Source organism: Heyndrickxia faecalis (assembly GCF_040267745.1).
Lineage (GTDB): Bacteria > Bacillota > Bacilli > Bacillales > Bacillaceae_C > Weizmannia > Weizmannia faecalis.
Genome location: NZ_CP158453.1, coordinates 3348182 through 3367984, shown reverse-complemented (window position 1 = coordinate 3367984; position 19803 = coordinate 3348182). Strand labels below are relative to the sequence as shown.

General features: G+C 46.6%; 19 protein-coding genes and 1 riboswitch. Of the genes, 13 read left to right on the top strand and 6 right to left on the bottom strand.

What is annotated here, in order from left to right; genetic code table 11:
• Positions 1-143: 143 nt before the first annotated feature.
• From gntK to gnd, 3 genes are all read right to left on the bottom strand, one after another.
• On the bottom strand, positions 144-1700 hold the full coding sequence (gntK, locus tag ABR335_RS16005) for a gluconokinase (protein ID WP_260832256.1): 1557 nt from the start codon (positions 1698-1700) through the stop codon (positions 144-146).
• Between the two features lie 150 nt (positions 1701-1850).
• Positions 1851-2543, bottom strand: a complete 693-nt coding sequence (locus ABR335_RS16000; RefSeq protein ID WP_017550602.1) for a GntR family transcriptional regulator — start codon at positions 2541-2543, stop codon at positions 1851-1853.
• 60 nt (positions 2544-2603) lie between these two features.
• Positions 2604-3512: a phosphogluconate dehydrogenase (NAD(+)-dependent, decarboxylating) gene (gnd, locus tag ABR335_RS15995; protein ID WP_061565653.1), complete on the bottom strand. Its 909-nt coding sequence runs from the start codon at positions 3510-3512 to the stop codon at positions 2604-2606.
• Between the two features lie 766 nt (positions 3513-4278).
• Between gnd and ABR335_RS15990 the strand changes: the two genes are divergently transcribed.
• Both ABR335_RS15990 and uvrC read left to right on the top strand, forming a co-directional pair.
• The gene (locus ABR335_RS15990) at positions 4279-4740 is read left to right on the top strand and encodes a flavodoxin (protein ID WP_014096398.1); all 462 of its coding nucleotides are present in this window, start codon (positions 4279-4281) and stop codon (positions 4738-4740) included.
• On the top strand, positions 4737-5822 hold the full coding sequence (gene uvrC, locus ABR335_RS15985) for an excinuclease ABC subunit UvrC (RefSeq protein ID WP_014096397.1): 1086 nt from the start codon (positions 4737-4739) through the stop codon (positions 5820-5822). The genes ABR335_RS15990 and uvrC overlap by 4 nt, the downstream gene beginning before the upstream one ends.
• 13 nt (positions 5823-5835) lie before the next feature.
• On the opposite strand, the gene ABR335_RS15980 is transcribed toward uvrC, so the two are convergent.
• Positions 5836-5994 carry an ATP-binding protein gene (locus tag ABR335_RS15980; protein ID WP_017550597.1) on the bottom strand — a complete coding sequence of 53 codons (159 nt, stop codon included), beginning with the start codon at positions 5992-5994 and terminating at the stop codon, positions 5836-5838.
• A gap of 71 nt (positions 5995-6065) precedes the next feature.
• On the opposite strand from ABR335_RS15980, the gene ABR335_RS15975 reads away from it, so the two are divergent.
• The 6 genes from ABR335_RS15975 to ABR335_RS15950 all read left to right on the top strand — a co-directional run bounded on the left by ABR335_RS15975 (position 6066) and on the right by ABR335_RS15950 (position 14374).
• Positions 6066-6818 carry a Crp/Fnr family transcriptional regulator gene (locus ABR335_RS15975; protein WP_014096396.1) on the top strand — a complete coding sequence of 251 codons (753 nt, stop codon included), beginning with the start codon at positions 6066-6068 and terminating at the stop codon, positions 6816-6818.
• A 205-nt stretch (positions 6819-7023) separates the two neighbouring features.
• Positions 7024-8967, top strand: a complete 1944-nt coding sequence (locus tag ABR335_RS15970; protein ID WP_014096395.1) for a heavy metal translocating P-type ATPase — start codon at positions 7024-7026, stop codon at positions 8965-8967.
• 21 nt (positions 8968-8988) lie between these two features.
• A complete protein-coding gene (locus ABR335_RS15965) occupies positions 8989-9210 on the top strand; it encodes a heavy-metal-associated domain-containing protein (protein WP_014096394.1) in 222 nt (73 codons plus the stop codon).
• A 1152-nt stretch (positions 9211-10362) separates the two neighbouring features.
• Positions 10363-10558: riboswitch (cobalamin riboswitch) on the top strand.
• 126 nt (positions 10559-10684) lie between these two features.
• Positions 10685-12919, top strand: a complete 2235-nt coding sequence (locus ABR335_RS15960; RefSeq protein ID WP_017550091.1) for a ribonucleoside-diphosphate reductase subunit alpha — start codon at positions 10685-10687, stop codon at positions 12917-12919.
• Positions 12904-13386: a flavodoxin gene (locus tag ABR335_RS15955; protein ID WP_014096390.1), complete on the top strand. Its 483-nt coding sequence runs from the start codon at positions 12904-12906 to the stop codon at positions 13384-13386. Before ABR335_RS15960 ends, ABR335_RS15955 begins: the two co-directional genes overlap by 16 nt.
• Complete coding sequence (locus ABR335_RS15950) at positions 13331-14374, top strand: ribonucleotide-diphosphate reductase subunit beta (protein ID WP_014096389.1); 1044 nt, start codon at positions 13331-13333, stop codon at positions 14372-14374. Before ABR335_RS15955 ends, ABR335_RS15950 begins: the two co-directional genes overlap by 56 nt.
• A gap of 322 nt (positions 14375-14696) precedes the next feature.
• Here the strand turns inward: ABR335_RS15950 and ABR335_RS15945 are convergent, their stop codons facing one another.
• On the bottom strand, positions 14697-15311 hold the full coding sequence (locus ABR335_RS15945; RefSeq protein ID WP_014096388.1) for a glycerol-3-phosphate acyltransferase: 615 nt from the start codon (positions 15309-15311) through the stop codon (positions 14697-14699).
• The gene (locus ABR335_RS15940; protein WP_014096387.1) at positions 15308-16393 is read right to left on the bottom strand and encodes a glycosyltransferase; all 1086 of its coding nucleotides are present in this window, start codon (positions 16391-16393) and stop codon (positions 15308-15310) included. The genes ABR335_RS15945 and ABR335_RS15940 overlap by 4 nt, the downstream gene beginning before the upstream one ends.
• A 268-nt stretch (positions 16394-16661) precedes the next feature.
• Between ABR335_RS15940 and ABR335_RS15935 the strand changes: the two genes are divergently transcribed.
• The 5 genes from ABR335_RS15935 to ABR335_RS15915 all read left to right on the top strand — a co-directional run bounded on the left by ABR335_RS15935 (position 16662) and on the right by ABR335_RS15915 (position 19792).
• Positions 16662-17591: an Rpn family recombination-promoting nuclease/putative transposase gene (locus ABR335_RS15935; RefSeq protein ID WP_265114519.1), complete on the top strand. Its 930-nt coding sequence runs from the start codon at positions 16662-16664 to the stop codon at positions 17589-17591.
• Between the two features lies 1 nt (position 17592).
• A complete protein-coding gene (locus ABR335_RS15930; protein WP_014096385.1) occupies positions 17593-17829 on the top strand; it encodes a hypothetical protein in 237 nt (78 codons plus the stop codon).
• Positions 17826-18089: a hypothetical protein gene (locus ABR335_RS15925; protein WP_014096384.1), complete on the top strand. Its 264-nt coding sequence runs from the start codon at positions 17826-17828 to the stop codon at positions 18087-18089. The genes ABR335_RS15930 and ABR335_RS15925 overlap by 4 nt, the downstream gene beginning before the upstream one ends.
• A 132-nt stretch (positions 18090-18221) precedes the next feature.
• Positions 18222-18719, top strand: a complete 498-nt coding sequence (locus ABR335_RS15920) for a PaaI family thioesterase (protein ID WP_014096383.1) — start codon at positions 18222-18224, stop codon at positions 18717-18719.
• 143 nt (positions 18720-18862) lie between these two features.
• Positions 18863-19792 carry a DMT family transporter gene (locus ABR335_RS15915; protein ID WP_302466527.1) on the top strand — a complete coding sequence of 310 codons (930 nt, stop codon included), beginning with the start codon at positions 18863-18865 and terminating at the stop codon, positions 19790-19792.
• Positions 19793-19803 lie beyond the last annotated feature (11 nt).

The window sequence follows — 19803 nt, the reverse complement described above, 5'->3', positions numbered from 1 at the left end:
CTTGCCTCGCATTCGTTTTAACGGATATTCAAGCCGCGGCCAATACCTGTATAAATATCGCAGTACTGTTGCCTGCTGTAAAAATAGGCATCATGCATGGGTGCTCGGGTTTGATATAAAAACTCAAATTCAGCTTATATCGTTCATTTTTCCGCGTCTGTTCCAAATTGCGATTGTTGAAAAGCAGCAATATCGTTCCATTCATCGTTCAGTTTGCGCGAAAGGCGGATGAAGATCGGGAATAGCTGCTCATAAACCGCCACGTTTTCCGGGATCGGCTGATGGCTGTGTACAGAACCAACCATTGTGGAAACGACATCCAGGCTGTCCGCTTCTCCTACCGCATACAAGCCAAGTACAGCCGCCCCCAGGCAGGAACTTTCAAAACTTTCCGGGACATTGACCGGCTGATTGAAAATATCTGCCATCATCTGGCGCCAAAGCGGTGAACGGGCAAATCCCCCGGTTGCCTGGATCCGTGCCGGTTCTCCGGTTCTTTCCTTCATGGCCAGCATGACACTGTAAAGGTTGTAAATAATGCCCTCCAACACGGCCCGGATCATATGTTGTTTTTCATGATGCAGAGTGAGGCCGAAGAAGGCGCCCCGGGCATTCGGGTTCCACAACGGTGCGCGTTCACCGCTGAAATACGGCTGAAAAATTAACCCGTCCGCACCCGGCTTCACACGCGATGCCATTCTTGTCAGCACATCATAAGGGCTGATGCCAAGCCGCTTTGCCGTTTCAACCTCGGAAGCTGCAAATTCATCCCTTGCCCATCTCAATATGCCGCCTCCGTTATTGACAGGCCCGCCTACCACCCATTTATCTTCCGTCAATTCATAGCAGAAAAGCCTGCCTTTTGGATCAGCAGCAGGATGGTCCAGTACGGTCCGGATCGCGCCGCTTGTGCCGATGGTGACCGCAACAACGCCCGGATCAATCGCGTCCACGCCGAGATTTGAAAGCACACCGTCGCTTGCGCCGAGCACAAATGGCGTATCTTTGCCCAACCCCATTTGGTCTGCATATTGGGGATCAAGCCCGCTCATGATCTGTGTGGTCGGAACAGGTTTGGATAACCGGTCCGCTGTTAATCCGGCCAGTTTTAATGCTTCTTCATCCCAGGACAAGGTGTCCATTCTCATCAGACCGGTGCAGGAGGCAATGGAATAATCGACAACGTATTGATGGAACAAACGGTAAAAAACATATTCTTTAATCGAAATAAATTTTGCTGCTTTTTGAAAGATTTCAGGCCTTTCATGCCGCAGCCACATCAGTTTTGGCAATGGGGACATCGGATGGATCGGCGTCCCCGTCCGCATATAGATTTCATGGCCACCCAATTCTTCTTTCAGTTTGCGGCACCAGCCGATGCTCCGGTTATCCGCCCAGGTGATGCAGCGCATAAGCGGTTTGCCTTCCCGATCTACAGGGATGACACTGTGCATGGCGCAGCTGAAGCTGACAAACCGGATTGTTTCGGGGCTTTGGCCGCTCTTCGCTGTAACAGCCTGAATGGTATGAAGGACAGCTTGGAAAATCTGCTCCGGATCCTGTTCTGCAGTAAATGCATCCGGCGTATACAACGGATAACCTTGATTGGCATTTGCGATGATGGTTCCATCGGTTTTGTAAAGCACAGCTTTGGTGCTGGTTGTGCCGATATCAACCCCTATCATACAGGCGTCATGCATCGTAAAAGCCTCCTTTTTAGTATGTTAAAGCGAACGTAGCAAATTCATTGAATACTTGTCGACAACTTGAATGTAATAAAAAGCGATGCCGCCGGGCCAGATTGCCGAAAAGGAATGGAAACATAAAACCCTGCGCCAGGCGGGCTGCGCCTACTCCGTTTTTCCCTCTGCCGGAAAAGATTTATCGAGTGTTCTTTTTGAGTCTTTAAAATAAGCAGAAACAGATTGTTCCACGTTTTCTTCATTTCCGGTTAAAAGGCTGTTTACGATTTTCCGGTGTTTTTCAATGACCCATGCCAGATGGTCAGGGCCGTGGGCAAAAACATCTTCCGTTGTCACGAGGAGTACGGCCATGATCAAGGACTTCATGCCATTCCAAAGATTCAAGATCCGTTTATGGCCGGCATGGCGGATGATCCGATCATGGAAAGAAAAATCGTAATAGGCGAAATCGCTGTGATTCTCGTATTTTGCTGCAATCTTCATTTTATCGATCGTCTCGTTCAGGAATTGGATCAACTGTTCCTGAGGAGCAGCAGACACTCTTTGCTGCGCAAAAATCTCAATCATTTCACGTACGTCGTACAGTTCATGAATATCTGTCAGCCCCATTCCCAGTACGCGGGCGCCCATTCTTTCCAATTGAATAAGACCGTCGTTGGCAAGGGCTTTCAATGCATCACGGACCGGCGAACGGCTCGTTCCGTATTTCCGGGCAATCTGGTTTTCGGAAATGATGTCACCAGGCTTGATTTCATTTGTAAGGATCAGCAGGCGCAATTCATTTGCGATCTGCTCGCCAAGAGAAGCATTTTTCATCCATTGTTCAGGGAACTGTAGCATATTCAAAACTCCCGTTCGTGTAAATTTGATCCCGAAAAGCCTGTCTCCGTTTCAGGCGGCTTACTGGCCGGACCGGGTTACTGCATGTCCGCCAAATTCATTCCGGAGTGCGGCAACGACTTTGCCGGTAAAAGTATCTTTTTCAAGGGAACGGTACCGGTTCATCAAGGATAAGGCAATGACCGGTATGGATGCTTGCAAATCAAGTGCGGTTTCAACCGTCCATTTGCCTTCCCCGGATGATGCCATGACACCACTGATTTCATCGAGATGGGCGTCTTTTGAAAATGCATCTTCCAATAGTTCAACAAGCCAGCTGCGAATGACGGATCCGTGGTTCCACACTTTTGCAACAGCCTGGTTGTCGTAGTCATACGGGCTTTTCTCGAGAATTTCAAATCCTTCAGCCAATGCTTCCATCATGCCGTATTCAATACCGTTATGCACCATTTTGAGGAAATGGCCGCTTCCCGGTTTTCCGGTGTATAAATACCCGTCTTTTTCTGAAATTTTTTCAAAAAGGGGCTCCAACTGATCAAATACCGGCTTGTCTCCCCCGATCATCAGGCAGGCGCCATTCCGGGCTCCGTTGATCCCGCCGGACGTGCCGACATCAAGAAAATGAATGCCTTTGTTTTGAAGCAAAGTATAATGCCTGCATGAATCGGTATAATGAGAGTTGCCGCCGTCAATTACAATATCGCCGGCGCTGAGCAAGTTGCTGAGCTTGTGAATGGTTTCGTTTGTCGGTTCCCCGGACGGCACCATCACCCAAATTTTTCTAGGGGCTTCAAGATTTTGGATCAGCGCTTCCAATGAAGGAAAGCATTTTGCCCGTGAATCAAGGGATGACAACAGTGCGGTTGCATCTCTGGACGTGTCATACGCCTTTACATCCACTTGATGATCCAGCATATTGAGTGATAAATTCAACCCCATTTTTCCAAGTCCAACGATCCCGATTTCCATAAGAGATCCTCCTCTCGTAAGATTGTAAGATTAGTATACTTGTCGACAAGTTGAATCGTGAGCGCTTTCTTTTTTGTGAAAAAGTAAAATGTTTTCGTTTTCAAATCCATCATAGTTGATCGAACAGGGGTTGTCAAGGAAGAGAATGTATTCCTATTTTTTCCACTTATCTGCATACAAGCGTTCCATCGATCCGGAATGGGAAGTTTCAGGTGGTATAAAACTGGATCGGATCTCCCCAGACGCTCCAAGAGCTTTACCTCCGTTAAGTGTGGAGCCTCAAAACGGCTAGAGGTCTAAAGAAAGGCTCTTAAGCTGTTTCGAGGCTTTTTACTCTTTGATTCTTTCTTAATTGTACTCATATTGAGTAGAAGCTTATTATGCCAACAACCCAAAGGAACAATAGTATTCCAATAATTGTAAACAACATAATTTTTGTACTTTTTTTCATGACCCGGCCCCCTTTTTATTAACACTTTTTACCAATCCGCGTAATGCCTGTCCATCTTTTTCCATCACATTTTTACCAATTCTTCATCTATCATTATTAATCAAACAATAAGGAAATTCCTTTAAAAAATGGCCATTTTGTTGCGGGAAAGTAAAATATTTTCGATTTCAACTTTTTCATAGTCTGAGAGATATGCCCGCCGGTCCGCATGGAAATTTTCAGTTGGTATCTAAACTTGATGCAGATCAAATGCAGATTTTCACAATTGATATAGAATAAAGGGAGGGGGAATTCAACAGATCGGAGTGAAAAAAGATGAAAACGATCATTGTGTATTCAACCATGACAGGTACAACCGAATTTATGGCAGAACAAATTGCGGCAGCCCTGACAGAAGCGGGTTATGCCGTTGATATAGCAGAATCAACCAATACAAGCGCGCATGAACTTACCGGTTATGATCTGATTCTGATCGGCGCAAATACATGGGACGAGGGCGATCTTTGGGATGAGATGATCGATTTTTATGAGGAACTTCCGGAAGTCGATTTAACCGGCAAAAAAGGTGCGGTGTTTGGCGCCGGCGACTCTTTTTACGAGCATTTCGCCACCGCGGTGGATACGATGGAGGAAGCATTGAAAAAGCAGGGGTGCGAGCTGCTTTTGGACGGGTTAAAAGTGGATGTCGTCCCGGATGAGGAAATCGAAACCGCCTGCAAAGATTTTGCCCGGAAACTTGATTTGCGCTGCCGCGAGCTGGGGCTTGTGCAGCAATGAACACCGTCATCCTGCACAAGCTTTCCCTTTTGCCAGAAGAGCCGGGATGCTATTTGATGAAAAGCCGGGAAGGGGAAATCATTTATGTTGGAAAGGCAAAAAAGCTGAAAAACCGGGTACGCTCTTACTTTACCGGTTCCCATGATGAAAAAACAACCCAGCTTGTCGGAGAGATTTTTGATCTGGAATGGATCGTCACAGCGACCAACACGGAGGCTTTGGTGCTGGAAATGAATCTGATTAAGCAGTACCGGCCGAAATACAATATTATGCTAAAAGATGATAAAAGCTACCCCTTTATCAAAATTACGGATGAACGGCACCCCCAGCTCATTTTAACGCGTGAAGCAGGCCGTGATAAAGGGAAATATTTCGGCCCGTTTCCGAATGCCCGGGCGGCAGCGGAGACAAAAAAAGTACTGGACAGGCTTTATCCGCTCAGGCGTTGTCCGGAATCAAGCACCCGCCCCTGCCTGTATTACCAGCTTGGACTGTGCATTGGCACCTGTGCAAGGGAAGTGGGTGAAGAAGAATACAAGGAACAAATCCGCAAAATTGTCCATTTTTTCCACGGCGGTTACCGAGCAGTTTTAAAAGACATGAAAAAAGAAATGCTGCAGGCAGCAAAAAAGCTTGATTTTGAAAAAGCGGAACAACTGAAGGAACAAATCATGCAAATTGAAGTGACCATGGAAGATCAAAATATCGTGCTGAACGACCCTGTAAGCCGGGATATATTCGGCTTTGCTGTTCAAGACGGGTTCATGTGTGTCCACGTTTTTTATATGCGGGACGGCAGGATTATAGAGCGGGAGGTTATTTTCAGACCAATTGGAAGTAAGGAACCGAAAAGGGCATTTCTTGACTTTTTACAGCATTTTTATGGCGAGAGTGGCAATACGTTGCCAAAGGAAATGCTCATTCCGGCAGCAGTTGGGAAGGAAGCGGCCGAAATATGCGTTTCCGCCCGTATCGTACAGCCGAAACGCGGGCAGAAAAAAGAAATGGTGCAGCTGGCAACTAAAAATGCGCGTATTGCGCTGGAAGAAAAGGTTTCGTTAATGGAGCTTGAAACGGTGTAGACTGCCGCATATTTCACGGCAATATCGGCAAAAGAATGCGTACTGCAGTGCCTTTGCCAGGTTCGCTTTTTACATTGATAGAGCCCCCGTGAAGTTCCACGAGCTGTTTCGTAATCGCCATACCGAGGCCGGGATCACTTGTCTGTAAAGCGTTTTCCGGGTAAAATGGCATGAGAAGCTAAGCCATCATCATATGACATAAGAGCTTGGGCAAAACTAAATTTTTTTTAGGGGGCTCATCACATGGAGTGCCATCATCATATCCATGGTTCCCATCCCGGGCATGGTTGTAAAAGCCATGCGGGATGCATACGGCTCGTGCCTATTTTCAACCATCTGGAAGAAGAACAGATGGCGAAAATCGGGGCGTCTGTTGAAACGCTGGCATTACAAAAGGGGGAAATACTTTTCCGGGCAGGGGAAAGAGATGATACGCTGTATATTATCCATACCGGAAAAGTGAGAATTTACCGGTTGGCAGATTCGGGAAAGGAGCAGCTTGTCCGCATATTAAATCCGGGTGATTTTACCGGCGAGCTGGCTGTTTTTCAACCGGGGGAAATTCATGAGAATTACGCAGAGGCCCTGCAGGATTCGACTATCTGCAGGATGAAACAGAAGGACCTTCAAGCCTATTTGCTGGCATATCCCCAAATCGCTTTAAAAATCTTAACGGAAATCACAAAGCGTTTGGAAGAATCGGAAAAACAAACGGCCCGGGTAGCGGTCGAAAATGTGGAATCCAGAATCATCTCCTTTTTAGCCAGTTGTGTGGAACAAAGCGGCACGAATGATACAGTGATTGCCTTGCCAATGTCTAAAAAAGATTTGGCTTCTTATCTTGGAACAACCCCCGAAACCATCAGCCGAAAGTTTACAAATCTGGAAAAACAGGGATTAATAGAGCAGTTGCCAAATAAGAAAATCAAAATTCCTGACTTGGACGAGCTGTTATTGTATGCAGATGAGGCAACGTCAGCCGGCGGTCACCACTGAAAAAGTGCTGAAAAAATAAACAAGCGACGGGAAACCACTAATAATGGTGACCCGCCGCTTTTTGTGTGTCCAAAATTTTGTCTGCGCATTTTTTCAATGGACCCGTCCTGCGGTGTATTTTTAAATTAAAAATCTTGACAAGGGTCAATGATGAAAGCAAGGGGCTCTTTTAAAATAATCGTATAACAGGTGAGGGGGAGTTCCAATGTTAGAACAAATCCATCAACATAAGCATCATCTGGCATGGATCGCCGGCATTTTAATCGTTCTTGGTTTATGGATGAAATGGATGGGCTTTTACGCCTGGAGGGACGGTTTTTTGATGGCGGCAACCGTTGCTGCTGTCCTTCCCATCGCCATCAAAGCCTGGCAAGCGGCGAGGATGAAAACGTTCAGTATTGAGTTGCTCGTTACGGTGGCGGTTGCAGGTGCCTTGCTAATCCACGAATATATGGAATCCGCAGCTGTCACTTTTCTGTTTTTGTTTGGCGATTATTTAGAAGCCAGGACATTAAAGAAAACCCGTTCGTCTTTAAAGCAATTGGCAGATATGGCCCCGCAGGAAGCGATCTTGCTTCAAGAAGACGGAACCCGAAAAAAAACGGCCGCAGATCGCGTCCGGGCAGGGAACAAGCTGGTTGTCCTCCCGGGCGGCAAAATTCCGGTTGACGGGATCATTACAAACGGCCGGGCATTCGTGGATGAATCAGCGGTTACCGGGGAACCGGCACCCGTCATGAAAAAAGAAAACGATCCTGTTTTTAGCGGCTCGATTTTAGATACCGGCTATATCGAAATGATCGCTGAAAAGATCGGGAATGACACAACCTTTGCAAAGATGATTGAACTGGTGGAAGAAGCACAGGATGCAAAATCGAAAACCGAACGTTTCCTCGACCGGTTTGCAAACTATTACACACCGGCGATTGTCATCCTTGCACTCGCCGTGTTTGTTTTTACCCGTGATTTTCACAAAGCGATTACCTTCCTGGTCATTGCCTGCCCAGGTGCGCTCGTGATTGGCGCTCCCGTGTCAAACGTAGCGGGAATTGGAAACGGCGCGAAACACGGTGCGCTGATCAAAGGCGGGGATGTGATGGAAAAACTGTCAAAAGTGGATACGCTCGTATTTGATAAAACCGGCACGCTGACAAAAGGGAAGTCGGAAGTCACGGATTTGCACCTGCTTGGCACAAGGCGCGAAGAGGAAGTGCTCGGGCTTGTGGCCAAGGCGGAAACCGTTTCTGAACACCCGCTCGGCCAAACGATTGTGAAAGAAGCAGAAGCAAGGGGCATCCCGTTTAACCGGTATCACTTGCAGGAAGGTGAAGCGATAAAAGGGAAAGGCATGACGGCAACCATTGATGGCATAGCCATTACTGTGGGGAACCGCAAATTGATGGAAGCACAAGGCATCACCATTTCTCCATCAGCGGGCAGTTACGCAACCGATCGTGAAAAAATGGGGAATACTGCTATTTTTATTGCGGTCAATGGAAAGTTGGAAGCCATTCTGTCCATCGCCGACCAAATCCGTGAAGATGCCCGGGCTGCCTTGGAGGACATGCGCGCTGCCGGGATCAAAAGGATCGTCATGTTAACAGGCGATAACCGCCATACCGCCCGAGCCGTCGCCAACCAATTGGGTATTGATGCCTTTCATGCAGAGCTGCTTCCGGATGAAAAAGTGGACTATGTGAAGAAACTGAAAGAGGAAGGAGCTGTTGTGGCGATGGCAGGAGACGGCATGAATGATGCCCCTGCGATTGCAACGGCAGATATCGGGCTTGCCATGGGGAAAGGCGGAACGGATATCTCTATCGAAACGGCTGATATCGTTTTGATGGCAGACAAGCTTTCCCAATATGCCCATGCCTTTGCCCTGTCGAAAAAAACGATGCGGAATATGAAACAGAATATAGCAATTGCACTTTCGGTCGTCGTATTTTTGCTTGTTGGTGTTCTTCGGGGACAAGTAGACCTTGCAGCCGGGATGTTTGTCCATGAAGGAAGCGTTTTAGCTGTTATTCTAAATGCAATGCGGTTGATCGGATTTGCACCAAAGGGCGGACGGCAGAAGTTCAAGATCAGCAAAATCGGCCAACTTGATGGAGATCAATTACGGAAACCAGTGCGGCATGTAAAATAAAAACAAAAGGAGGGAAACGGAATGAAAAAAGCCGTGATGCAATTAGAAACGTTAACCTGTCCGTCTTGTATGAAAAAAATAGAAGGCGCGCTGGACAAAGTGGAAGGTGTGGAAAATGTGAAAGTACTTTTCAACGCCAGCAAAGCAAAAGTGGATTTTGACGAGGCAAAGGTTTCGGCAGATGAATTGAAAGAAATCGTTGAAAAAACAGGCTATCAAGTTCAAGCAGTGAAGACGAATTAAAAAAGGATAAGGTTGAGGCCAGTTGTTGGTCCCAACCTTTTCTTTTTTTGCAACCTGAAAGACGTATACGAATCAGCCCAGAAAGGTCGCGGTTGTTGGATCAACTTTTTCATTTTTGCAACTGCTGCTTGAAAGGGGCGGGAATAACGGGCTAATCGGGATTGCCTCTATAACGTAGACAGGTTCTATGTGAAGGAAGGCCTCCGTTTTTTTCAAGCTTCCTTAACAGGAAGATCTTCGTTATTTCGTGCTTCCTTAACGTAGCTGGGCTCTATGTGAAGGAAGGCCGTCGTTTTTGCATGCTTTCTTAACGTAGCCGGGTTCTATGTGAAGGAAGGCCGTCGTTTTTGCATGCTTTCTTAACGTAGCCGGTTCTACGTGAAGGAAGGCCGTCAATTTTGCAAGCTTCCTTAACATAGCCGGGTTCTATGTGAAGGAAGGCCGTCAATTTTGCAAGCTTTCTTAACGTAGCCGGGCTCTATGTGAAGGAAGGCCGTCATTTTTTCAAGCTTTCTTAACGTAGCCGCACTCTATGTAAAGGAAGGCCGTCAATTTTCCGTGTTTCCTTAACGTAGCCGCCCTCTATGTAAAGGAAGACCTCCGTTTTTTCAAGCTTCCTTAACATAGCCGCGCCCTATGTGAAGGAAGATCTTCATTTTTCCGTTCTTCCTTAACGTAGATGGGCTCTATGTTAAGAAAGCCCTTCATTTTTCCACGCTTTCTTAACATAGCCGGGCTCTATGTGAAGAAAGACCTTCGTTTTTCCATGCTCCCTTAACGTAGCCGGGTTCTATGTGAAGGCAGCAGCCCACATTTTCACCAGTGCTTTACGAAGAGCGCCCCTATGAATGAGAAGGAAACGCTTAAAATTTTTGCCATTGTGCTTCTGGTTTTTTGCAATGTCATGTGTGGGGGAGAAATTTAATGGGTAAAGTCAAACCGATGTATTGTACCTGCTCCCTCAATCGTCTAAAATGGATAACGGACTGTGAAAATCCATTCCTTAAGGAAAAAGGCGAAGAAGGCTGCTCCGTATTCGGCATCTTTTTACGGACAAACTTGAAACATATTCAACGTAACTGAGGATTGATATCTTTTGTCGAATATGGTAGGATAACAACATATAGAAATTCTAAAACAAAAAAATACTAAATATAGTATGCGAGTATTGGTGGCTTTGAAATGCCTGAAAAGGGAATCCGGTGGGAAACCGGAGCTGCCCCCGCAACTGTCAGTGTGGACGAAAGAGCGAACCACTGTACCGGCTGCTTTTTTTGGCGGCGGTATGGGAAGGGCTTCATTAGAATGAAACACAAGCCAGGAGACCTGCCAATACTCGAAGTTTCTATTCTTCGGGGTGCGGGAACGGGAAACGGCGGAACAGATGATCACGGATGCTGTTTTTCTGCCGTTTTTGCCGTTCATCCCCCTGAAATGAACGGTTTTTTTGCGTTCAAAAAAGGGAGGAGAAAACGTGATATCTATTCAACTGGAATCAAAAGAAATGATTTTGCAGCTCATTGATCAAATGTCTGCAGGCCTGGAGATTGAAACCGGCGCTTATAAGGAAAAGATTTTAAAGTTATGGGACCAGGATGCCTCTTTGGTGGAAAAAACAGATCTACTTATTAAACATGCCCTTGAAAATATCGATGAAGCAGGTGCGACCTGGACATTCTTTGCAGCGAGAATTTACTTACATAAGCTTTATGCCGAAGCCGCCAAAAACCGGCATTATGATCCAACCCTCAAGTACGGGTCTTTCTATGATTTGATCAGGCAGCTGGTAGAAAAAGGCATTTATTCTCCAAAACTGCTTGACAAATATACAAAGCAGGAAATAGAAACGCTCGGCCGCCTAATCGACCCGGAGAAGGATTTGCTTTTTACGTATCCCGGCCTCTATACGCTCGTAACCCGTTATCTGGCAAGTGATTTTGAAAAGCATGTCTATGAACTGCCGCAAGAGCGCTGGATGGTGATTGCGATGTACCTGATGCAGGATGAACAGCAGGAAACCCGGATGGAACATGTGAAGGAAGCGTACTGGGCACTCAGCAATCTGTACATGACGGTCGCAACCCCGACGCTCGCGAATGCGGGCAAAACGCATGGCCAGCTCTCGAGTTGTTTCATTGATACAGTGGCGGACAGCCTGCAATCAATCTATGACAGTAACACCGACATCGCCCAGCTTTCGAAAAACGGCGGCGGGATCGGTGTGTATATGGGAAAAATCCGTGGACGGGGAAGCGCGATTAAAGGTTTCCCGGGCATGTCGAGTGGTGTGGTGCCGTGGATCAAACAACTGAACAACACGGCAGTGAGCGTTGACCAGCTCGGGACAAGAAAAGGCGCCATTACCGTCTACCTCGATGTGTGGCACCGCGACATTGAAGATTTTCTCGATTTGAAGTTAAATAACGGCGATGACCGGCTCCGTGCCCGCGATATTTATACAGGCGTGTGCATCCCAGATTATTTTATGGAACAGGTGGAAAAGCGCGGGGACTGGTATGTTTTTGATCCGCATGAAGTAAAAGAAGTCATGGGGTTTGCTCTTGAAGATTTTTACGATGAAGAGAAGGGAAAAGGGAGCTGGCGTGAAAAATATGAGGCGTGCATCCATGCCGATCTCCGTTCGAAAAGGAAAGTTCCGGCGATCGAGATTATGAAGCGCATCATGAGATCGCAACTTGAAACAGGAGCGCCGTTTATGTTTTACCGCGATGAAGTGAACCGGCAAAACCCGAACAGCCACAAAGGGATCATTTACTGCTCCAATTTATGCACGGAAATTGCCCAGAACCAGTCCCCGACTGAGCTGATTGAAGAATGGATCAAAGAAGAAAATGTGATCGTAAAGAAATACCGTTCCGGGGATTATGTCGTCTGTAACTTGAGTTCCATCAATCTTGGGAAAGCTGTCCCGGACGGGGTGCTCGAACGGCTTATCCGCATCCAGGTCCGCATGCTCGATCATGTGATTGATGTCAATACGTTGCCCATTAAACAAGTGCAAATCACGAACAAAAAGTACCGTGCGGTCGGGCTTGGCACATTTGGCTGGCATCATTTGCTGGCACTTGAGGGAATTGAATGGGAAACGGAAGCAGCCGTCGAATATGCGGATAAACTGTACGAAAACATTGCCTACTATGCGATTAAAAGCAGCATGGAATTAGCCAGGGAAAAAGGCAGCTATCCGGCATTTCCAGGCAGCAAGTGGAGCACCGGCGCTTATTTTACCGGTAAAGGCTACACAAGTGAACGCTGGTTGGCGCTTGCTGAAGAAGTGAAAAAATACGGCTTGCGGAACGGATATTTAATGGCGGTTGCACCGAATGCGACCACTTCGATTATTGCCGGCTCGACAGCAAGCATTGACCCGGTTTTCCAGCCTTATTATATGGAAGAAAAAAAGGATTACAGATTTCCGGTTACAGCGCCTGATTTAGACCACCGGACGTACAACATTTACCGCCGTTCGGCTTATAAACTTGACCAAAGATGGTCCGTCCGGCAGAATGCGGCAAGGCAAAAACATATTGACCAGAGCATCTCTTTCAATTTTTATGTGCCGTACAATATCCGCGCGCAAGTGTTGCTTGATCTCCATCTGCAAGCTTGGAAGTCCGGCTTGAAAACGACCTATTATGTGCGCTCGACCTCCAATGAAGTGGAAGAATGCGAGTGGTGCCAAAGTTGAAAGTGCTGATTGCGTACTTATCCTATAGTGGCAATACAAAAGAAACGGCGGAACTGCTGGCATCCTGGTGCAGGGCGCGCGGGATGGCGGTGGACATGCACGAAATCGGCATTTCCCCGCCGTTTTCGCCGCGCGACTATGATTTGATCCTGGTCGGAACTTTCACATGGGAACGGGGCGCCACGCCTGAAGAAGTGAAGGATTTTGTTCTGGAAATTGGCTGGAAACCTCCCAATGTCGCTGTGTTTGGAACGGGGGAAACGCAATTTGGCGGTGATGATTTATTCTGCCTGGCCGCCCGCAAACTTGCAAAATTTTATAATAGCCCATGGGAACCGTTAAAAATTGAACAGTCTCCGAGGGGAAGCCAGGAAAAAGAAGTGGAAAAATGGATAGAAGGAGTGCTGGAAGATGTCAAACGCTTTGCTGGAAAAAGCGAAAACGTTGGATCCGGTTCACCCGAATAAAGCGACTGCCTTATTCGGAGGAAAGTCAAGCGGAATTTTAAACTGGAATGATCTTGCTTATCCGCACTGGTATAAGACGTATAAACGATTGTTGGGGAATTACTGGCAGTCGGATGAAGTGAATATGTCAACAGATGTGAAACAATTCCCGCTGTTATCGGAAAAAGAGCAGGAAACGTTTTTGAAAATCATCAGCCTGCTGGCAACGCTCGATTCTTCACAAACGAGGACGATTTTGCTTGCTTCACTGTATGCGACCGATCCGTCCATCCAATCGATTTTGGCGGTGATTGCCCAGCAGGAAGCTGTCCACAATGAGAGTTATTCTTATATTTTATCGTCCGTCGTGTCCCTTGATAAACAAAATGAAGCGTTTGAAATCGGGCGGAAAGATCCGGTGCTGCTAAAGCGAAACAAAAAACTGATGGAGCAATACAATGCGTTTGCCCAGCAGCCGGATGTGGAAGATATTGTGAAAACGCTCGTGTATTCGACACTGCTGGAAGGGTTGTTCTTTTATTCCGGTTTTGCTTTCTTTTATAATCTGGCGCGGCAGAACAAAATGGTCGGCACATCGACGATGATCAGTTATATTAACCGCGATGAGCTGGAACACGGGCGCTTTATTTCGGAACTGATCCGCGCGGTGCTTTCCGAACATCCGGAATTGAACACGCCGGCCTTTTCCGATTGGGTATATGCCCGGTTCCGCGAGTCCGTTGACTTGGAAACCGAGTGGTCGGAATACGTGCTCCAGGACGTGGAAGGGATCGATCTTGAGGAAATGGCAGGTTTTATTAAATACCGTGCCAATAAAATGCTGCGCATGATCGGATTAAGCGAGCTGTACCCGGAACATGTTGAAAATCCGATGAAATGGATTCGCGCCTATGCTGATAATTTCGATGCAACCAAAACGGATTTCTTTGAACAAAAGTCCCGTTCTTATACAAAAGTGAGCGATTTGAACGGATTTGATGAGCTGTAATCTGTCTAGAACACAGTTTGCAGCACGGTGAAAAAATATTTTCGGAAAGAAAACGGCAAAAAAAGATCTGATGGATGGCACTAGCAAAAAAGCGGGAGTGATTCCCGCTTTTTGCATGCCAACTAGGGCTTGCTGAATAAGCAAAATTTCTAGATTTGGCAAGGATGCTGACGGATTTGGCAAAAATTTAAATGCAAGGGGTTTACAACCAATTTAGGGAAAAACTTGCATTCAAAAGCCAATACAAACGAGATATTTTTAGACAGCGTTTACGGACAAATAGGGTGCAAACTCAGAATTGGATTCGTTCAGCAAGCCCCAATTACGTGGTGAAATGCTTTTCCTTTTTCAAACGCATGAGCGCTTTTTTATTTTTCCACAGCAGGATGATGAAGTTGCCCAGCCAGATCCATAAGAGAAAACGAGGATATTTTTGAAAAATGAGAAAGAGGGATAGCAGCAGGAATCCGGTTGTCGTTTGCAGGCTGTCTTCACTGCTGGTTGTTTTTTTGCCTTTTTTCACCACCTTTGCTAGGACATAAAAGCATGCAAGAATAACGGCATAAGTGAGGGATATGCGAAATTTGGTCAATGCGCTCCATACGCCGAAGCTTACGGCAAGGCCTTTTCCACCGTTTCCCTTTAAAAAAGGGGAAAAGGCATGCCCGGCAATCGGTGCCAGGGCAATGGGAATCAACGCCTTGTGCGATGGGACCGCCCCCGATTTTATGATCAGCCAAACTGGAAGAAAACCTTTGCCGAAGTCACCCGCAATGCCAAGCAGCCCAAATTTGTAACCGGCTTTTTTCCAAAGGTTTGCTGCACCAGGGTTTCCGTCCCCGGTTTTGCGAATATTGACGTTTAATAACAAGCCGATCCAGTAAGAAAACATCAGCGAACCGGAAAGAAAACAAAGTGCTGATAATAAAAAAGTCATTTGTTTTGCCCCCTTCCCACATCAATGTATCTGCCTTTCCAAAGCACTTTTTTACGAAAATGGGACTGATAAAGGGAATACAGGATGACAACCAGGAAAAAAATCATCGATAAAAAGTGAAATAAAGGATGCAGGATGCCAAAGTTTCCCGTATGCCGGTTAAAATAATAGATTTGGGCGGCATACAGCAAATACCCCGCAACAAAGTAAGGGATGCCGGAGAAGCAGCCGAGCTCGGATATGAGCAGACCGAGAATCCAGAAAACTACAGCCGCAATTGTAAAAGGATGAATGGCTGATGTGCTTAACACCGCCCCTTTTGCAAATCCTTGCAGCTCATGGCTGAAACCGCCGGGATACATGTGGAAGAAGACGAGCCCGCTTCCGGTAAAATTGGTGACCGGAATGCCAGCCTGTTGAAAACGGGCGCCTAAGTTCAGGTCGTCCAGCATTTCAGCGCGGATATTCCCGTGCCCGCCAATTTTGTCATAATCTTCTCTTGATACACAAATACAGGCACCATAAAGCCCTTTTTGTCGGTTTAGGCGCTCAAACGGCGAGGTGAATGAGAAAATCCCGAGCAGGTTCAGAACCATTGCCAGTTTCTCATAAAATTTTTCAGTAAGATGGTATGGAACGACAGAGATGGCGCCTCCCTGCTGTTTTTGTGCTGTAACAAGAGAGCTGATGGCGTGTTCAGCAAGGCGGATGTCGGCATCGAGAAAGATAAGCAGATCCCCGGTGGATTTCACGTAACCGTTCCAGACGGCCCACGTTTTTCCGGTCCATCCATCCGGAAGATCAGGCGCAGAAACGACGGTGACACCGAATTTTTCTGCTGTTTCTTTTGTTTTGTCTTCGGAATGGTCGTCCACCACAATGATTTCACCGGGTTTGGTTGTTTGCTTGTTTAAAGAATCCAACAGGGCAGGCAGGGTGTTTTCTTCATTTCTTGCCGGAATAATAACGGATATCTTTTCCCGCCCGGCTGTGCCGTGTGCTTGCGGTAAAGGGCGCTTACGGAAAAGGACGAATCCCGTCAGCAGGCCGCATAAAATAAACCAGAATAAAATGGCAGACATGTTCACCACTTCCTGTTCTGCTGTATAGAGTGAACGTAGGGTAAATTTGTATGGCAAAGCAGTTAAGATGAATTTTGTATCTCTATTTTACATCAGGGCTTCCCGGAAGGAAAAAGTTAGCATGCAGATAGAATGATGGTTTTGCGTCTGCCCCTCCTGTTCTGAGGGCATGGCAGATGAAATTTGAAAAAATAGTGTGCCCACCACTTGAAAAACGAACGTTTGTCCTTTATAATAAAACTGAAAAATAAGAAAAGGAGTGCTGCCTTTGGAACTTGTAATGGAAAAACATGCCGGTTATCACGTGCATGATCGTTTTTTTAAGGAGCTGATCCAAAACTTTTTTCAGGAGTTTATGGAGGCGTTTTTCCCGGATCTTTCAGCGGATCTCGACTACCGCCGGGTGCGGTTTTTGTCGCAGGAACAGTTTACGGACTTTCCGGGCGGTGAGCAAAAACGGGTTGACATCCTTGCCGAAACGAAGGTAAAAGGCAAAGATACCGTGATTCTCATCCATGTAGAGCCGCAGTCGTATTACGAGAAACCTTTTCCTGAACGCATGTTTCGTTACTACATGATGATCAGTCTCCGGCACCGGAAACCGGTATTGCCGATTGCCGTTTTTAGTTACGAGGAGAAAACAGAAACCCCTGATACGTACACCTTTGCGTTCCACAACATTGAAATTCTTCGTTTTCACTATTTATCCATTCATCTGATGAAACAAAATTGGAGAAATTATATCCGGAGCAACAACCCTGTTGCCGCGGCATTATTAAGCAAAATGGGGTATACAGAAAAAGAACGGGTGCAGGTCAAACTGGAGTTTCTGCGGATGCTGGCCCGGATGGAACTTGACCCTGCAAAAATGAGGCTGTTACACGGTTTCTTTGATTATTATTTAAAATTGAACGAAAAAGAGGAGGCGGAAGTAATGGAAAACATTAAAATGCTGGATCCAGACGAAGCAGAGCAAGTATTGAAGCTGCCGAATTCCTATTTTGACCGCGGGTATAAGAAGGGGAAAGAGGAAGGCAGAGAAGAAGGAAGGGAAGAAGAAAGAAAAGAATTGCTACAAACGATTCCAATTGCCATCAAAATGTTGCAGGAGGGTATGGAGCTTCAATTAATTGTGGAAAAAACTGGCCTGAGCCAGAGAGAAGTGGAAAAAATAAAACAACAATTGGAGCATTCATAAGATGGAAGTCAGGCTGCCTGGTGTGGATGGAAAAGAAGTTGTCCTGGACTTGCCAAATTCTTACTTTGACCGCGGGTATAAGAAGGGGAAAGAGGAAGGCAGAGAAAAAGAAAGAGAACGATTGATTATCAATTTTCTAAAAAATCAAGTGGATGTGAAGGTCATTGCCCAGGGATCCGGCTTGAGTGAAGACGAGATCATGAAGATCAAAAGGCAGATAGAAGGGGAAAAGCCTTGAACCCGAGTTATGACGAGGCAGAGCAAGTATTGAAGCTGCCGAATTCCTATTTTGACCGCGGGTATAAGAAGGGGAAAGAGGAAGGAATTGAAATAGGAGTAGAGAAGGGAAGAGAAGAAGAGAGAAAAGAAATGTTACAAACGATTCCAATTGCCATCAAAATGTTGCAAGAGGGTATGGAGCTTCAATTAATTGTGGAAAAAACTGGCCTGAGCCAGAGAGAAGTGGAAAAAATAAAACAGCAACTGGAAAATTTATAAGTAAAAAAAGATTTTCACCGGACATCTGTTTGCCGGTGCTTTTTATATGGCCAAACTTTCTAAAAATACAGCTGTTAAAATTTCGTGCAAAATGTATTATAATTTTAAATAGAATAAAAAAGGGGTGAGGAAATGGAGGAAAGTGTTACAAAGGCAGTTCAGGATTACTATCCCGATTCATTTGCAACTTGTTACGGCTGCGGGCGGCTGAATGAAAAAGGCCATCATTTTCGCACGGGCTGGCTGGGGGACAAAACCATCACGATTTATACGCCGCTTCCTGAATATATGGGGGGGATCCCGGGGTTTGCCTACGGAGGGATCGTAGCATCGCTGATTGACTGCCATAGCGCCGGTTCCGCATCGCTGTATGTGCTCCGGAAAAACGGCAACGAACTTGGCGACGGGACAGAGCCGCCGCGGTTTGTAACCGGCACATTAAAAGTGGAATATAAACACCCTACCCCGCTTGGTGTGCCGCTTAAGGCAATAGGAACCGTTACCGAGATTCATCCGAAAAAGTACCGGATCAACACAGAAGTATTTGCGGAAGATAAAGTGGTCGTAACAGGGGAAGTTATCATGGTGATGATGCCGGAAAAATTCAGGGAGAAAGTAAAACAGCAGTAAAGCCTAGCGCGGCATCGGTCCTTGAAAGATGCGCCGGGTAAAAACAATCAAGCAGCATGGAAAGCATCTTCCGGGCAACCGGCACGGATGCGGACCGCCATTTCCACAAGACAGCCAAACAGAATAGAAAGATGGGGAATAGATTGGAAAAAGTTGTCCAGCAGCTTGCAACAGAAGCGCATACACTACGAGCGAAAGGAATCGCGCTTGTTTTATCAGGCGCGGTACTATGGGGTGTATCCGGTACGATTGCGCAATATTTGTTCCAGCATTTGCAAATGGATATGCAATGGCTCACGGTCATGCGGCTGCTTGTATCCGGCCTGCTTTTGCTCGGATTTTGTTACGGAAGAGAAAGAAATCGTGTCACAGGGGTATGGAAAGACCCGGCTTCACGGAGAGATCTGATTTTTTTTGCGGTTTTCGGCATGCTCGGCGTCCAGTACACCTATTTTGCCGCTATCCGGTACGGCAATGCAGCAACAGCAACCATTTTGCAAAGCCTCGAGTGTGTCATTGTGCCGTGTTTTCTGGCCGCCCGATTCAGGAGAATGCCTGGCCGGCGTACGTTATTTGCCGTCTTTCTTGCAGTTGCCGGAACATTTTTGCTTGTCACACACGGCAGTTTTACGACGCTATCCATTTCGGGAAAAGCGCTTTTCTGGGGTATTTTAACGGCTTTTACCGCTGCTTTTTACACACTCCAGCCGATAAAGCTCCTTCACCTATGGGGTGCGGACGTAACCGTCGGCTGGGGGATGCTAATTGGGGGCGCGGTCTTAAGTTTCATTCATCCGCCGTGGCATGCAGCTGGGAACTTTTCTCCGGCCGCGGTGCCGGGGATTGCTTTTGTCATTTTATTTGGAACGCTGGTTGCCTTTCTTTGCTATTTGGAAGGGCTGAAATATTTAAGTGCATCAGAAACAACCGTACTTGCCACAGCAGAGCCGCTTTCCGCCGCATTTTTAACTGTGGTGTGGCTCCATGTTCCGCTCGGTTTTTTTGACTGGGCCGGTGCGCTGATGATTATCAGCACCATTTTCATTTTGGCGTTAAAAGGAAAACATGCATAACACCGCGTGGC

Bases quoted from the DNA above. Each gene is read 5' to 3' on its own strand.
- gntK (WP_260832256.1), bottom strand. From the start codon at position 1,700: ATGCATGACGCCTGTATGATAGGGGTTGATATCGGCACAACCAGCACC.
- ABR335_RS15930 (WP_014096385.1), top strand. From the start codon at position 17,593: ATGGAAGTCAGGCTGCCTGGTGTGGATGGAAAAGAAGTTGTCCTGGAC.
- ABR335_RS15970 (WP_014096395.1), top strand. From the start codon at position 7,024: ATGTTAGAACAAATCCATCAACATAAGCATCATCTGGCATGGATCGCC.
- ABR335_RS15975 (WP_014096396.1), top strand. From the start codon at position 6,066: ATGGAGTGCCATCATCATATCCATGGTTCCCATCCCGGGCATGGTTGT.
- ABR335_RS15965 (WP_014096394.1), top strand. From the start codon at position 8,989: ATGAAAAAAGCCGTGATGCAATTAGAAACGTTAACCTGTCCGTCTTGT.
- gnd (WP_061565653.1), bottom strand. From the start codon at position 3,512: ATGGAAATCGGGATCGTTGGACTTGGAAAAATGGGGTTGAATTTATCA.
- uvrC (WP_014096397.1), top strand. From the start codon at position 4,737: ATGAACACCGTCATCCTGCACAAGCTTTCCCTTTTGCCAGAAGAGCCG.
- ABR335_RS15950 (WP_014096389.1), top strand. From the start codon at position 13,331: ATGTCAAACGCTTTGCTGGAAAAAGCGAAAACGTTGGATCCGGTTCAC.
- ABR335_RS15990 (WP_014096398.1), top strand. From the start codon at position 4,279: ATGAAAACGATCATTGTGTATTCAACCATGACAGGTACAACCGAATTT.
- ABR335_RS16000 (WP_017550602.1), bottom strand. From the start codon at position 2,543: ATGCTACAGTTCCCTGAACAATGGATGAAAAATGCTTCTCTTGGCGAG.
- ABR335_RS15945 (WP_014096388.1), bottom strand. From the start codon at position 15,311: ATGACTTTTTTATTATCAGCACTTTGTTTTCTTTCCGGTTCGCTGATG.
- ABR335_RS15980 (WP_017550597.1), bottom strand. From the start codon at position 5,994: ATGCCATTTTACCCGGAAAACGCTTTACAGACAAGTGATCCCGGCCTC.
- ABR335_RS15940 (WP_014096387.1), bottom strand. From the start codon at position 16,393: ATGTCTGCCATTTTATTCTGGTTTATTTTATGCGGCCTGCTGACGGGA.
- ABR335_RS15920 (WP_014096383.1), top strand. From the start codon at position 18,222: ATGGAGGAAAGTGTTACAAAGGCAGTTCAGGATTACTATCCCGATTCA.